Genomic DNA, 13204 nt, shown 5'->3' on the forward strand with positions numbered 1-13204 from the left:
GGTGCGTGGTCCCCACAACATAATAAGGTTGATCCGCACTGGTGCGACCCTCGAACGCACTGGCGCGATGAATGTCGTGCTGGATGCGTTTGATGCCCCACCTGCCTTGCGGTTCGTCGCAAAGGCGCTGGGCAAACCGTTTCAATGGCTGGGCTATCAGGGTGATCCAAGCATGCCGCCCGCGACCCGCGCACTCACCGCCCTTGGACCTGCCTACATCAAATTTGGTCAGGTGCTGTCGACTCGGCCCGACGTGGTTGGCGACGAACTGGCCGTTCAATTGCGTGTGTTGCAGGACAAGCTGCCGCCATTTCCCGTCACGCAGGCCAAGGCCGAGGTGGAAAGGGAATTGGGTCAGCCAATAGACACTATCTTTTCCGAATTCAGCGAGCCCGTCGCCGCCGCGTCCATCGCGCAGGTGCACCAAGCCCGATTGGCCGATGGTGGAGACAGTGTGGCGGTCAAAGTGCTCCGCCCCGGTATCGAAAAGGCGTTTACCCGGGATGTCGATGCATTCTATCTCGCAGCCCGCATCGTAGACCTGTTTGCCCCCGGAGCGCGCAGACTGCGTCCGATGGAGGTGATCGAGCATTTTGACGGTGTGGTTCAGGGCGAGCTGGACTTGCGTCTTGAGTCCTCTGCCGCCGGTGAATTCGCAGCCAACACCAAGGATGACGCCGGTTTCACTCTGCCCAAAATGCGGTGGGAGTATTCAGCGCGCCGCGTCATGACGCTGGAATGGGCGGACGGCGTGAACATGGGTGACAATGCGGCTCTTGATGCCGCCGGCCACGACCGTGTCGATCTGTCTGAACGAGTGCTGAAGCTGTTCTTGCTGCACGCGCTGCGCGACGGGTATTTCCACGCAGATATGCATCAAGGCAACCTCAAGGTTGCGCCGAACGGTGACATCATCGCCTATGATTTCGGGATCATGGGGCACATCGACGAATACACGCGCCGGGTCTATGCCGAGATCCTGTTTGGGTTCATCCGCAAAGACTACAAACGCGTCGCCGAGGTGCACTTCGAGGCTGGGTACGTGCCTGCTGACAAGGATGTCGACGAATTCGCCCGCGCACTTCGTGCTGTTGGCGAGCCGATCTTTGGCATGGATGCCTCCAAAATCTCGATGGGTCGGCTACTGAGCTACTTGTTCGAAGTCACCGAACGGTTCGGTATGGAGACACGAACTGAACTGATCCTTCTGCAACGCACCATGGTTGTGGTTGAAGGCGTTGCGCGTTCGCTCAACGCCAATATCAACATCTGGCAGGTCGCATCTCCGATCGTGACCGACTACATCCAGAAATCGATTGGGCCCAAGGCGATTGTCACCGATCTATATAAAACTGCGCGCGTCCTGACCCGCTTTGGCCCACGCTTGCCTGGATTGGTCGAGGCTGCGCTGATCGCACAATCCAACCCCCAACCGGAAAAACGGCGTGGTTTCTGGCGATGGATTGCGCTTGCAGGTTTGGTTGGCCTGTTGGCTGGCGGTGGTGTGGCGCTTTTGATCGAAGCGCTGGCCTAGACTTCATATTGCCAGAAAAGCTGTGGGGTCTGAGGTCGAACCTTAGAGCGTTCGATCCTCAGCTCATGCGCTCAATAGCAAGTGCGATGCCCTGACCCCCGCCGATACACATAGTGATGAGAGCCTTCGAACCGCCGATCCGCTCCAATTCATAGAGCGCTTTGATCGTGATGATTGCACCTGTTGCCCCAACCGGATGGCCCAGCGCGATGGCGCCACCATTTGGGTTCACGCGGGCGGGATCGAGGCCAAGGTCTTTGGACACAGCGAGAGCTTGCGCCGCAAAGGCTTCGTTTGACTCCACAACGTCGAAATCCTCGGCCGACAAGCCCGTGCGCTCAAGCAGGTTACGCACCGCTGGGATCGGGCCGATCCCCATCACCTCGGGTCGTACCCCGGCATGGGCATAGCCAAGCACCCGGGCGCGGGGTTTGAGTCCGGCCTTTTGCGCCGCCTCAGCCGTCGCAAGCACAACAGCGCCTGCGCCGTCGTTTATGCCTGACGCGTTGCCTGCGGTGACTGAGCCATCTTTTTGAAAGACGGGTCGCAATCCGCCCAGCGCCTCAAGGCTCGTGGCCTTTGGATGTTCATCGACTTCAAAGGCAACGGTGTCGCGTTTCACGCGCACCTGTACAGGCGCGATCTGACTATCGAAACGCCCGTCTGCAATTGCCGCTGCCGCCCGTTCTTGGCTATGCATGGCAAAAGCGTCCTGATCTGCGCGTGTGATCTGATGCTCTGCGGCCACGTTTTCTGCAGTGACGCCCATATGCCCCGTTCCAAAGGGACAGTTGAGCGCTCCCAGCATCATATCAAGCGTGCGCACATCCCCCATCTTGGCACCCCAGCGCTGGTCCGGAATGATAAACGGCGAGCGGGACATATTTTCGGCCCCACCGGCAAGGCCAAATTCCGCATCGCCCAACATCAGTGACTGAATGACAGACACAATAGCCTGCACGCCCGACCCACACAGACGGTTCACGTTCATCGCCGGAACACTGTCGGGCACCCCGGCCTGCATTGCAGCGACGCGGCTGAGATACATGTCGCGCGGTTCGGTGTTAATGACATGGCCAAAAGCAACATGACCGATCTGGCCGCCGTCCACGCCTGAGCGTTCAAGCGCCGCCTTCGCGGCCACAGTGCCAAGGTCAATTGGTGTGGTCCCGGCAAGAGCGCCACCGAATGTGCCGATGGCTGTGCGCGCGCCGTCCAAAATGACGATATCTTGGGTCATGTTGATCCTCCTGAGTTGGGGCCATGATGACGGTGCGCGCAGGGCAAAGGAACCCCTGCACCTTGACACCGACGCAACGGCACGGGCATCTCTCTGTTATGACGGATGAAACCGACGCTATCTTATCCCTGTTGCCTGCCCGCCTGAAAGAGGCGCGGCGTGTCCAAGGTCTGTCTTTGGACGCGGTCGCTAAATTGTCTGGCGTCAGCCGGTCTATGGTCAGCCAGATTGAGCGAGGCGAGTCCTCGCCCACCATCGCGACACTCTGGAACCTGACAAAGGCATTGCAGGTGGATTTTGCCGGATTGCTCGAAGAGCAGGGCAGCGCGTTTATCGAAGTGTTGCGCGCGGCTGACGTACCGCAGATCGAAGCCTGCGGCACCGGGTGCGCCATTCGCATCCTCAGCGCCCCGGAAGACGCAGGCATGCACGAAGTCTACGAGCTACGCTTTGCGGATGGCGGTGTGCTGGACAGTCAGGCCCACAGACGTGGGGCCCGCGAACATTTGACGGTGATCGAAGGTGTGGTTGATGTCATGTCAGGAGAGTCTTCTGAACGGATTTCCGCAGGTGATACGGCGCGATATGCAGCGGATGTCGTGCATCGGATTAGTGCTGTGGGTGCGGCGAGGGCTTTTTTGATCGTGAAGAATGCCTAAGTATAGAAGATGTAGGCGGCTTTGATTGCAAAGGAGTTTACCCATGGCCGACGACCCAAACGGACTGGTTTTTCTTGACTTCAACGACCCGGATGCTGGCTTGCTCGCTTATGCGATTTACGGCGGTGATCTCGAACCGGAGTCGGTTCAACCCATATGGGATTGCATCGACGCAGCTCGGGAAAATGGCACCAAACTGCGCCTATATTGTGAATTACACGCTATGCCCAAACCGAACCTGAGCGTGATCGGCGACAAGCTGAAGCGACTGGGAACGATCTGGACACACATTGAACGAATGGCGATCGTCGGGGATCAGGGCTGGTTGGAATACTACGAAAAGATTGTCGATCCGATCACCCGTTTTGACGTTCGCTGGTTTCCGCTTGTCGATGCAGAAGAGGCGCGCGCCTGGGCGTCTGCGCCGCCTGCCATAGCTGCTGATCCGTAATCGCGGATTTTTGTGCGGTAAGATAGAAATCCTCTATTTAGGAATCATATCCGATATGTTAGAGATGCGGTAAAGGAGCCGCATCATGACCACTGCCTTTCTCTCTCAGATCACTGACACGCTTGCTCAGATCGAAGCAGACGGGATGACCAAGCGCGAGCGCATGATCACCTCGCCCCAAGGCGGAAAAATTGCGGTTGGGGATCGCGAAGTACTGAACCTCTGCGCCAACAATTATCTGGGTCTGGCAGATCACCCTGACCTTGTGGCGGCGGCGGGTGGTGCGATGCGAAGTCATGGGTTTGGTATGGCTTCTGTGCGATTCATTTGCGGCACGCAAGATCTGCACCGGCAACTGGAACAGAGGCTCGCTGGCTTTCTGGGCAAAGACGACGCTATCTTGTTTGCCGCCTGTTTTGACGCGAACGGAGGGCTGTTTGAACCCCTTTTGGGCCAAGAAGATGCGATCATATCGGATGCGCTGAATCACGCGTCGATCATCGATGGCATCCGTTTGTGCAAGGCGCAGCGGTTTCGCTATGCCAACAGTGATATGGACGACTTAGAGACACAATTGAAGGCCGCCCGTGCCGCTGGTGCGCGTCACATCATGATCGCTACGGACGGTGTGTTTTCGATGGATGGGTATCTGGCGAAGTTGCCTGAGATTACCGAACTCGCGGCGCGCTATGACGCTCTGGTCATGGTGGATGACTGCCACGCGACCGGGTTCATGGGACCAAAAGGAGCAGGCACCCCAGCCCATGCCAATGTCGATGTCGACATTCTGACGGGCACACTGGGCAAGGCTCTTGGCGGGTCCATCGGTGGTTACATTGCAGGACCCCAGCCGGTGATCGATCTGTTGCGTCAACGCGCACGACCCTACCTGTTTTCGAATTCCTTGCCGCCTGCAATTGTCGCTGCAGGGATCGAGGCGATCCGGTTGGTTGAAGAGGGCGACGCACTGCGCGCGCAATTATTTGACAACGCAGCCTACTGGCGCACTGGCCTGACGGACCTTGGGTTTGACCTGTTACCAGGCGAACACCCTATCATCCCCGTAATGTTGGGCGAAGCGCAGGTGGCGCAGGACATGGCGGCGCGGTTGTTTGAGGTAGGCGTGTATGTCTCCGGTTTTTTCTTTCCCGTGGTTCCGCGCGGGCAGGCCCGCATTCGCACGCAAATGAACGCCGCCTTGACCAGAGATGATCTGGACCGGGGACTTGCCGCGTTTAAGGCCGCGGGCAAAGCTGTGGGCGTGTTGTAATGACCAATGAAATGATCGCTCTTGAAAAAACGCATCCACGCGAAGGGCTGTGGCAAGTCACCGCTCCGGTGCCCGAGATTGGCCCAGATGACGTGCTGATCCGCGTGAATAAAACTGGGATTTGCGGCACGGATATACACATTTGGAACTGGGATGAGTGGGCGGCCGGTACGGTACCCACCCCGATGATCACCGGGCATGAGTTTGCCGGAGAAATTGTGGAAATCGGCTCTAATGTGCGGGATCTGGACCTTGGTCAGCGGTGTTCGGGAGAAGGGCATCTGATCGGAAAGACATCCCGCCAAAGCCGTGCGGGCAAATTCCACCTTGATCCGGCGACGCGCGGGATCGGGGTGAATGAACAAGGGGCGTTTGCAGAATATTTGCGGCTGCCTGCCTTTAACGTAGTGCCTCTGCCGGACGAGATCAGTGATGATATTGGCGCGATCCTCGACCCGCTTGGAAATGCCGTACACACTGCGCTCAGCTTTGATCTGGTGGGTGAGGATGTTCTGGTGACGGGTGCAGGCCCCATTGGAATCATGGCTGCCGCTGTTGCCCGCCATGTGGGTGCGCGCAATGTGGTAATCACCGATGTGAACCCTGATCGCCTCGCGCTGGCTGCACAGGTGGCTGATGTGGTCCCGGTGAACGTCACTGATACAGATCTCGCCAGCATCATGCCGGGCTTGAAGATGAAACAGGGCTTTGACGTTGGACTTGAGATGTCGGGCAATCAGATCGCACTGGATCCGATGGTCGAAGCTATGACGATGGGCGGACGAATCGCGATGCTGGGTATCCCGCCGGGCAAAAGCCCAGTGGATTGGGGCCGCATCGTATTCAAAGCCCTTACGATCAAAGGGGTCTACGGGCGCGAGATTTTTGAGACGTGGTACAAAATGATTGCCATGCTGCAAAACGGTTTGGATGTGTCAGGCGTGATCACGCACCGCTTCGCCGCGCGTGACTTTGCCAAAGGGTTTGAGGCGATGAAGTCTGGGTCCTCGGGCAAGGTCGTGCTGGACTGGACCTAAGCGACGGTTGCGACACTGTTAATGGGTTGGCGGCCCTGTTCGGTCAGGATCCACGCCTCTTTGCCCTCGAACACGGCGGCTGTCAGCGGTTCACCATACCCCGCAGCGATGTCCAGATTGACGCGATTTCCGTAGTGCGTGGCATGACGCACTGGCGTATGGCCGTGCACGATAAGCTTTGGGTGCGCACCGGTAAAATCGTGGAACTCGTTCCGGATCCAAAGCATGTCTTCTTCGGTTTGTTTCTTGAGCGGAACGCCGGGGCGGATACCGGCATGAACGAACAAAAGATCGCCGACCGTGTGAGACAGTTTGAGGTTTTCCAGGAATTTCACGTGTTCTTTAGGCACCGAGGCGCGCGCGTCGGCCTGCACGTCTTTCTCGCGCCTTTGGGGTCCGGCATCAACGCCATAGGACCCAAGCGTCGTATCCCCGCCCAACCGCGGGTGCAGCCAGTAGAGTTCGACCATCATATACGGATCATGAAGGAGCGGGTGCTGCATGAACCACTCAAACATGCGGTCATGATTGCCCTTGAGGAAAGTCCAGTTCCGCTTGGCCTGTTGCCCCGCCACTAGAGTTTCCAGAACGCCCTTACTGTCTGGTCCGCGATCCGCATAATCACCCAGGAAAACCACTTGTGCGTCGATACCCCCATCGTCCTCGATCAAGTCGAGGACGCGGTGCAGTTCTTCGGTTTGTCCGTGGATATCGCCGATGGCATAAATGGGGTCTGACATAATATTCCGGCAGCAAAATTGAATTGCTCATCGCCTACCGGGATTCGGTGGCAGATGTAAGGCGAAGGCATGGTCACAATTTAGTTGTCGTGGGCGTTGCCGTGAAATTGGGCAATCCCTGAGCCGGGTCCGGATCTTAATTTTGTTCTGACGTGAAGCACGCTGAAACGTAAAGCAGAGGTGTGCTCCGCCTTACGCACTTGCAGTTATCCCGCGACGTCGAAGGCCAGCGGTTTTACTTGGGTGAACATGCCAGTGTTTTCGAGTGTTTGCAGCACATCGTTCGGGATTGGATTGTCCACATACAATAGGGCAATCGCCTCGCCCCCGACGGAGTTCCGCCCGAGGGTAAAGTTCGCGATGTTGACGCCGTTCTTGCCCATCGTGTTGCCAAGCAGACCGATGATACCGGGCACGTCCTCGTTGGTCGTATACAGCATGTTTTCCCCGATCTCGGCGTCGATGTTGATGCCTTTGATCTGGATAAAGCGCGGCTTACCATCCGAGAACACGGTGCCCGCAACGGAGCGTTCGCGTTTGGAGGTCACGACGGTCACTTTGATGTAGCCATCAAAAGTGCCAGATTTGTCCTGATTGGTGGTCGAGATCTTGATCCCGCGTTCCTTGGCGACAACTGGCGCGCTGACCATGTTCACGTCCGGGTTGGCCCGCTTCATGATGCCTGCAATCACGCCACAATTAAGGGCCTCGAGGTTCATCTCGGAAACGACACCGTCATAGAGGATGTTGATCGCCTTGATCGGCTCGTCTGTCATCTGGCCGACAAAGCTGCCCAAATGCCCTGCCAATTTGACCCACGGACCCATCACTTTGGCCTCTTCGGCTGTGACCGACGGCATGTTGAGCGCGTTTTCGACAGCGCCCGTGAGCAGGTAGTTCGCCATTTGATCGGCCACCTGAAGGGCAACGTTCTCCTGTGCTTCGGTCGTCGCTGCGCCCAAGTGCGGTGTGACGACGACGTTGGGCAAGTTGAACAGCGCGTTTTCTTTGGCGGGTTCTTCGGCGAAAACGTCGAAGGCGGCACCCGCGACATGGCCGGATTTGAGGGCTTCGGCCAGCGCCGCCTCATCTACCAGACCGCCGCGCGCGCAGTTGATGATCCGCACGCCGGGCTTCATCATCGCGATGCGTTCGGCGGTGATCATGTTGGCGGTCTGCTCGGTCTTGGGTACGTGCAAGGTGATAAAGTCGGCGCGGGCAATCAGGTCATCCAGTTCGACCTTTTCCACGCCCATCTTGTTCGCCTTGTCAGTGCTCAAGAACGGATCAAAGGCCAGCACCTTCATCTTGAGGCCACGGGCGCGATCGCACACGATCCCGCCGATATTACCTGCACCGATCACACCCAAAGTTTTTCCGGTCAGTTCGGTGCCCATGAATTTCGACTTTTCCCATTTGCCAGCATGGGTCGATGCAGAGGCTTCGGGGATTTGACGCGCCACGGCGAACATCATCGCGATGGCGTGTTCCGCTGTCGTGATCATGTTGCCAAAGGGTGTGTTCATGACGATCACCCCTTTTTTTGAGGCGGCTTCCTTATCGATGTTGTCTGTGCCGATACCTGCGCGTCCGATGACTTTCAGGTTGGTCGCGTTTTTGAGTATCGTCGGCGTCACGCGCGTCGCTGAGCGGATCGCGAGGCCGTCATATTGGTCGATGATTTCGGCCAGTTTGTCCTTGTCTTTGCCAAGGTCGGGTTGGAAATCCACCTCGATCCCGCGGTCCTTAAAGATTTGGACGGCGGCAGGAGAGAGTTTGTCGGAGATGAGTACTTTGGGAGCCATATCTGTGGTCCTTTGATATCGGGGAGGGCGGACGATACGTCCGCCTTACAGGTGATGGGTGGGGATAAAGAGCAGGTCTACTGCGCCTCGATTTCGGCTTGGAAGGCCCAGTCGAGCCAGGGCAGCATTGCCTCGATGTCCGAGGTTTCGACGGTGCCACCACACCAGATGCGCAGGCCCGGAGGGGCGTCGCGATAGGCGCCGATGTCGAGGGCCACGTCTTCGTCTGCAAGCCGTTTGGCCACAGCTTTGGCAAATGCAGCACCGTCCTTGATCCGGTCGTCAGTGAATTTCAGGCACACGGACGTTGTCGATTGCGTTGCCGAGTCTGTGGCAAGGTTTGCGATCCAATCATGTGTCTCTACAAAGGCGGAAATGGCAGCAGCATTGGCACTCGCTCGTGTGATCAGACCCTGCAGACCACCAACCGAACGCGCCCATTCCAGCGAGAACAGGTAATCTTCAACCGCCAGCATAGAGGGCGTATTGATCGTCTCTCCGACAAAGATGCCTTCGATCAGCTTGCCACCTTTGGTGAGGCGGAAGATTTTGGGCATGGGCCATGGCGGCGTGTAATTTTCCAGCCGCTCAACGGCGCGAGGTGACAGGATCAGCATGCCGTGGGCTGCTTCTCCGCCAAGCACCTTTTGCCAGCTGAACGTGGTCACATCCAATTTGTCCCAAGGCAGGTCCATCGCGAAGGCGGCAGAGGTAGCATCGCACAGCGTCAGCCCAGCACGATCCGCCGGGATGGCGTCGCCGTTTGGCATGCGCACGCCGGACGTCGTACCGTTCCATGTGAAGCAAACATCGTTGTCGTAGTTCAGCGCGGCCATATCCACGATCTCGCCATATTCGGCGGTGTGGACGGTGTGATCGATCTTGAGTTGCTTGGCCACATCCGTGACCCAGCCTGCGCCAAAGCTTTCCCATGCGACCATTTCTGCGGGCCGTTCGCCCAGCAGTGACCACATCGCCATTTCGTAAGCGCCAGTGTCGGAAGCCGGGACGATCCCGATGCGGTAATCGTCCGGCACCCCAAGAATCACACGGGTGTCTTCGATCGCCTTTTTCAGCTTGGCCTTACCAACGGCGGCACGGTGCGAGCGCCCAAGGGGGGCGTCGGCCAGAGCGGTCAGGTCATGTGTGGGGGGTTTGGCACATGGGCCAGAAGAAAAGCGCGGATTTGCCGGGCGCGCGCCCGGTTGTGTCATAGTCATTTCTGCTATCCTTACAGATAATCGCCCTTCGTTGGGGAAGGGTGTCCCACGGACGCATCTACGGGTGTGGCCGGGGTGGTGCAAGCGGGGATTGGGGGCTATAGCGCCGCTTGGGCGTTTATTTGCGACAGGCCCGTCGCCTTTCGGAAACTCGGCTCATGTTCGTTTGCACCCTTTTGACTGATCCTGCTGGTCCACCTTTGGACCCTGCGTTGGTCGACAGTTTGCGTAATGCCTGGGGTGGCGGTGACGCTCAGTGGTTGGCGCCGGATGAGGCGGCAGCGTTTTCTCTGACGTCTATTCCGGACAATCGGTGGGATGTCTGGGCGGATGTTCAGGGTCTGGGTGTTGATCTGGTGATCTTGCCGCTGGCAGGGCGGCGCAAGGCCATGCTGCTGGCGGATATGGACAGCACGATGATCCAGCAGGAGTGCATTGACGAATTGGCGGATGTTGCTGGCGTGGGCGCGCGGGTCAAGGACATCACCGCGCGTGCGATGAACGGCGAGCTGGACTTTGAGGCCGCCATTCGCGAGCGCGTCGGGTTGCTGAAAGACCTGCCCGAGACTGTGATTGGCGACGTGCTGGCCACGCGCATCAGTTACATGCCGGGCGGCGCGACCTTGCTTGCCACGATGAAGGCGCATGGGGCCTATGCAGCCCTTGTGTCGGGTGGATTCACGGCCTTTACATCCTCGGTTGCGGACGAGCTGGGTTTTGATGAGAACCGGGCAAATACATTGTTGGCGGACGGTGGCGTTTTGACCGGAGAGGTCGGGATGCCAATCCTTGGGCAACAGGCCAAGGTGGATGCGCTGAATGAGATTACGGATCGCCTTGGGCTGGCAACGTCGGATGTGCTCGCGGTCGGTGACGGCGCCAATGATCTTGGCATGTTGCAGCGCGCCGGAATGGGGGTGGCCTTGCATGCCAAGCCAAGCGTGGCGGCCCAATGTGATGTGCGCATCAACTTTGGCGATCTGACGGCCCTCTTGTACTTGCAAGGCTATGCCCGGTCTGAATTTGTGAGCGTTTGAGGGGGCTCTGCCCCCGTCCTTCGGACTCCCCCGGGATTTTTTAAATCAGAGAAGTGGTGGATCTACGCGCTGTGGGGCCGCCGGGTAATGTGATATACTGCACATATTCAGCACGGAGAGGGAGCCTTGTTATGCCGAAATTCGTTTTTGCCTATCACGGGGGCGGGATGCCCGAGACGCCGGAAGAGGGTGCGCGGATGATGGCCGCGTGGAATGACTGGTATGCTGTGATGGGGGGCGCCGTCGTGGACGGGGGTGCACCGGTTGGTCAGTCCATGACAGTGTCGCAGGGCGGCGTGACAGGGGATGGGGGTGCCAACCCGCTGTCCGGATTACAGTCGTCCAAGCCGATACGATTGATGCCGCCTGCGAAATGGCCAACGGATGTCCAATGATTGCCGATGGGTCCGGCTCAGTCGAAGTGGCCCCTGTGATCGATATGTAAGGCGAACGCGTCGCCAACCATCATAGCAGTGCCGGGGCCGCCCGCAGGTATCCGGTTTCAAGGCCATCCCAGTTTTTGATCACACCGTTTGTGTAGGCCAGTGCCTCTGGGTGGTTGGGATTTAGCGCGCCGAGTTTCACGAGGATTTGCGCCATGGCGCATTCGCTGGCCCGCGTCGCACCATCGTTGATCTTGAGCGCGACGCCCAATTTCTGTTCGGGCAGAATGGCGATAAAGTACCCTTCGGCCCCAGTTTTTATCGCAACCTTTCCGCCCGCCGCGCGCATCAGGCGGGTACAAGCGCGCCCTTCTCCTGCCACCAGATCCGGATGCAGCGCCATGGCGTTGCGCAATTGGCCTTGTGGGCTGTCGTCGCCAGCGGAAGCATACGTTGCCATGGCCCGGGCCATGCCATGCATCGTGCAGGCAAAGTTCGGGGCAGAGCAGCCATCGATACCGTGCCCGGCGGACGACTCCTGCGTCATTCGCTCGAACGCTTCGAGGCAGGCAGTCTGTACCGGATGATCCAGTGCCACGTAGTTTGGGCCTGCGCCCAAATGCTTGGCCAAGGTGAGGAATCCGGCGTGTTTGCCTGAGCAGTTGTTGTGTATGCGGCACGGTTGTTCATGGGCCCGGATCATCGCAACCCGCAGATCGGCGTCGCGTGATGCTTGGGGTCCGCAACAGAAATCATCATCGTTGCGCCCGATATGATCCAGCCAAGCGCCGACTTTTTCGACGTGGATTGGCGCACCCTGATGGGAGGCGCAGGCCAGTGCCAGATGTTCCGTGTTCAGGTCAAAAGCCATTGCCGCGCCGCTTTCGATCAGAGGCAGCGCCTGTAGCATTTTGGAGGATGAACGCGGCAGCACGATCGCCTCGGGCACACCCCAAGCATGTACGATCTGACCTGTCTCGTCACAGACGACAGCATGGCCCTGATGGGCGCTTTCAAGAAACGGTCCACGCCACACTTCGGCCAGTGTGACAGCGCCATGGGCTGGATGCGTCATAATTTCCCTCACATCTGCGCGAAAACCTGCCAATTGCCCATTCCCGCGTCGCGCGTTTCGCGCTACTGTGCCACTTGTCGAGAAGAATTGCCGCCCTTGCAAGAGAATGCGCCGAAAATGGCGCGCCATGAGGAGCGGTGCAGTGATTGAGGTTTGGACAGCTTGGAGGCTGTAAAAATGGGATTAAAGTCTAAGATCGCAGTTGGACTGGGGGCACTGTCGCTTTTGGCCGGTGGTGCAATGGCTCAAGAGCAAAGCACGAACCGTGTGGCCGCCAAAACGGACTGGAGCGTCTTTGTCGAAGACGACCCAACGGAGTGCTGGGGCGTGGCCACTCCGAAAGAGACGGTGAACACCCGCGAAGGCCGCGTTGTCGCCGCCACGCGCGGACAGATTTTGCTGATGGTGTTTTATCGCCCCAGTGCTGAGGCCAAGGGGCAGGTTGCCTTTACTGGCGGATATCCGTTTCGCTCGGGATCTACGGTCAACATCAACATCTCGGGCAACGAGTTTGAACTGTTTACGGATGGCGAATGGGCATGGCCTGCGACTCCAACTGATGACAGCAAGATTGTAACTGCAATGAAGCGTGGTGCAGACGCAATTGTGACGGGTGTTTCAAGTCGCGGAACGACGACGAAGGACACGTTTTCCTTGCTTGGGTTTACCGCGGCCGTCGAGGATGCCGAGGCCCGCTGCAGCAGCTGAGCCTGGTCTGGCAAATCAAAAACGGGTGAGGGGTTGTGCAGATTT

At 58.3% G+C, this 13204-nt stretch carries 12 protein-coding genes and 1 pseudogene; 8 read left to right on the forward strand and 5 right to left on the reverse strand.

Annotated features, from left to right (window positions below):
• The first annotated feature begins 1 nt into the window (after nt 1).
• Entirely contained in the window at nt 2-1534 is a 1533-nt protein-coding gene (gene ubiB / locus ABJD00_RS09045; protein WP_413834150.1) for a 2-polyprenylphenol 6-hydroxylase, read from the forward strand.
• Between the two features lie 58 nt (nt 1535-1592).
• On the opposite strand, the gene ABJD00_RS09050 is transcribed toward ubiB, so the two are convergent.
• Nucleotides 1593-2774, reverse strand: coding sequence for an acetyl-CoA C-acyltransferase family protein (locus ABJD00_RS09050; protein WP_413834153.1), 1182 nt, complete (start codon nt 2772-2774; stop codon nt 1593-1595).
• 98 nt (nt 2775-2872) lie between these two features.
• Between ABJD00_RS09050 and ABJD00_RS09055 the strand changes: the two genes are divergently transcribed.
• The 4 genes from ABJD00_RS09055 (at nt 2873) to tdh (ending at nt 6191) form a co-directional block, all read left to right on the forward strand.
• The gene (locus ABJD00_RS09055) at nt 2873-3433 is read left to right on the forward strand and encodes a helix-turn-helix domain-containing protein (RefSeq protein WP_413834371.1); all 561 of its coding nucleotides are present in this window, start codon (nt 2873-2875) and stop codon (nt 3431-3433) included.
• Between the two features lie 43 nt (nt 3434-3476).
• Complete coding sequence (locus tag ABJD00_RS09060; protein WP_413834155.1) at nt 3477-3884, forward strand: STAS/SEC14 domain-containing protein; 408 nt, start codon at nt 3477-3479, stop codon at nt 3882-3884.
• 85 nt (nt 3885-3969) lie between these two features.
• Nucleotides 3970-5154, forward strand: coding sequence for a glycine C-acetyltransferase (locus ABJD00_RS09065; protein WP_413834157.1), 1185 nt, complete (start codon nt 3970-3972; stop codon nt 5152-5154).
• On the forward strand, nt 5154-6191 hold the full coding sequence (gene tdh, locus ABJD00_RS09070; RefSeq protein WP_413834159.1) for an L-threonine 3-dehydrogenase: 1038 nt from the start codon (nt 5154-5156) through the stop codon (nt 6189-6191). The genes ABJD00_RS09065 and tdh overlap by 1 nt, the downstream gene beginning before the upstream one ends.
• Here the strand turns inward: tdh and ABJD00_RS09075 are convergent.
• The 3 genes from ABJD00_RS09075 to ABJD00_RS09085 form a co-directional block, all read right to left on the reverse strand.
• On the reverse strand, nt 6188-6931 hold the full coding sequence (locus ABJD00_RS09075; protein ID WP_413834162.1) for a metallophosphoesterase family protein: 744 nt from the start codon (nt 6929-6931) through the stop codon (nt 6188-6190). The two genes, tdh and ABJD00_RS09075, sit on opposite strands and share 4 nt — an antisense overlap.
• 206 nt (nt 6932-7137) lie before the next feature.
• Entirely contained in the window at nt 7138-8736 is a 1599-nt protein-coding gene (gene serA, locus ABJD00_RS09080; protein WP_413834165.1) for a phosphoglycerate dehydrogenase, read from the reverse strand.
• Between the two features lie 77 nt (nt 8737-8813).
• Entirely contained in the window at nt 8814-9956 is a 1143-nt protein-coding gene (locus ABJD00_RS09085; protein WP_413834167.1) for a phosphoserine transaminase, read from the reverse strand.
• A gap of 158 nt (nt 9957-10114) precedes the next feature.
• Here ABJD00_RS09085 and serB point away from each other — a divergent pair, with 158 nt between their 5' ends.
• Both serB and ABJD00_RS09095 read left to right on the forward strand, forming a co-directional pair.
• Nucleotides 10115-10993 carry a phosphoserine phosphatase SerB gene (serB, locus tag ABJD00_RS09090; RefSeq protein ID WP_413834170.1) on the forward strand — a complete coding sequence of 293 codons (879 nt, stop codon included), beginning with the start codon at nt 10115-10117 and terminating at the stop codon, nt 10991-10993.
• Nucleotides 10994-11124: 131 nt separating this feature from the next.
• Nucleotides 11125-11438: pseudogene (locus tag ABJD00_RS09095) on the forward strand (hypothetical protein).
• A gap of 20 nt (nt 11439-11458) precedes the next feature.
• Here the strand turns inward: ABJD00_RS09095 and ABJD00_RS09100 are convergent.
• Nucleotides 11459-12451 carry an asparaginase gene (locus ABJD00_RS09100; protein WP_413834173.1) on the reverse strand — a complete coding sequence of 331 codons (993 nt, stop codon included), beginning with the start codon at nt 12449-12451 and terminating at the stop codon, nt 11459-11461.
• A gap of 177 nt (nt 12452-12628) precedes the next feature.
• Here ABJD00_RS09100 and ABJD00_RS09105 point away from each other — a divergent pair, with 177 nt between their 5' ends.
• Entirely contained in the window at nt 12629-13159 is a 531-nt protein-coding gene (locus ABJD00_RS09105) for an invasion associated locus B family protein (RefSeq protein WP_413834176.1), read from the forward strand.
• Nucleotides 13160-13204 lie beyond the last annotated feature (45 nt).

This window comes from Tateyamaria sp. (genome assembly GCF_039945315.1).
In the GTDB taxonomy this organism is placed as follows: domain Bacteria; phylum Pseudomonadota; class Alphaproteobacteria; order Rhodobacterales; family Rhodobacteraceae; genus Tateyamaria.

Bases quoted from the DNA above. Each gene is read 5' to 3' on its own strand.
- ABJD00_RS09050 (WP_413834153.1), bottom strand. From the start codon at position 2,774: ATGACCCAAGATATCGTCATTTTGGACGGCGCGCGCACAGCCATCGGC.
- tdh (WP_413834159.1), top strand. From the start codon at position 5,154: ATGACCAATGAAATGATCGCTCTTGAAAAAACGCATCCACGCGAAGGG.
- ABJD00_RS09060 (WP_413834155.1), top strand. From the start codon at position 3,477: ATGGCCGACGACCCAAACGGACTGGTTTTTCTTGACTTCAACGACCCG.
- serA (WP_413834165.1), bottom strand. From the start codon at position 8,736: ATGGCTCCCAAAGTACTCATCTCCGACAAACTCTCTCCTGCCGCCGTC.
- ABJD00_RS09100 (WP_413834173.1), bottom strand. From the start codon at position 12,451: ATGACGCATCCAGCCCATGGCGCTGTCACACTGGCCGAAGTGTGGCGT.
- ABJD00_RS09105 (WP_413834176.1), top strand. From the start codon at position 12,629: ATGGGATTAAAGTCTAAGATCGCAGTTGGACTGGGGGCACTGTCGCTT.
- ABJD00_RS09075 (WP_413834162.1), bottom strand. From the start codon at position 6,931: ATGTCAGACCCCATTTATGCCATCGGCGATATCCACGGACAAACCGAA.
- ABJD00_RS09055 (WP_413834371.1), top strand. From the start codon at position 2,873: ATGACGGATGAAACCGACGCTATCTTATCCCTGTTGCCTGCCCGCCTG.
- ABJD00_RS09065 (WP_413834157.1), top strand. From the start codon at position 3,970: ATGACCACTGCCTTTCTCTCTCAGATCACTGACACGCTTGCTCAGATC.
- serB (WP_413834170.1), top strand. From the start codon at position 10,115: ATGTTCGTTTGCACCCTTTTGACTGATCCTGCTGGTCCACCTTTGGAC.
- ABJD00_RS09085 (WP_413834167.1), bottom strand. From the start codon at position 9,956: ATGACTATGACACAACCGGGCGCGCGCCCGGCAAATCCGCGCTTTTCT.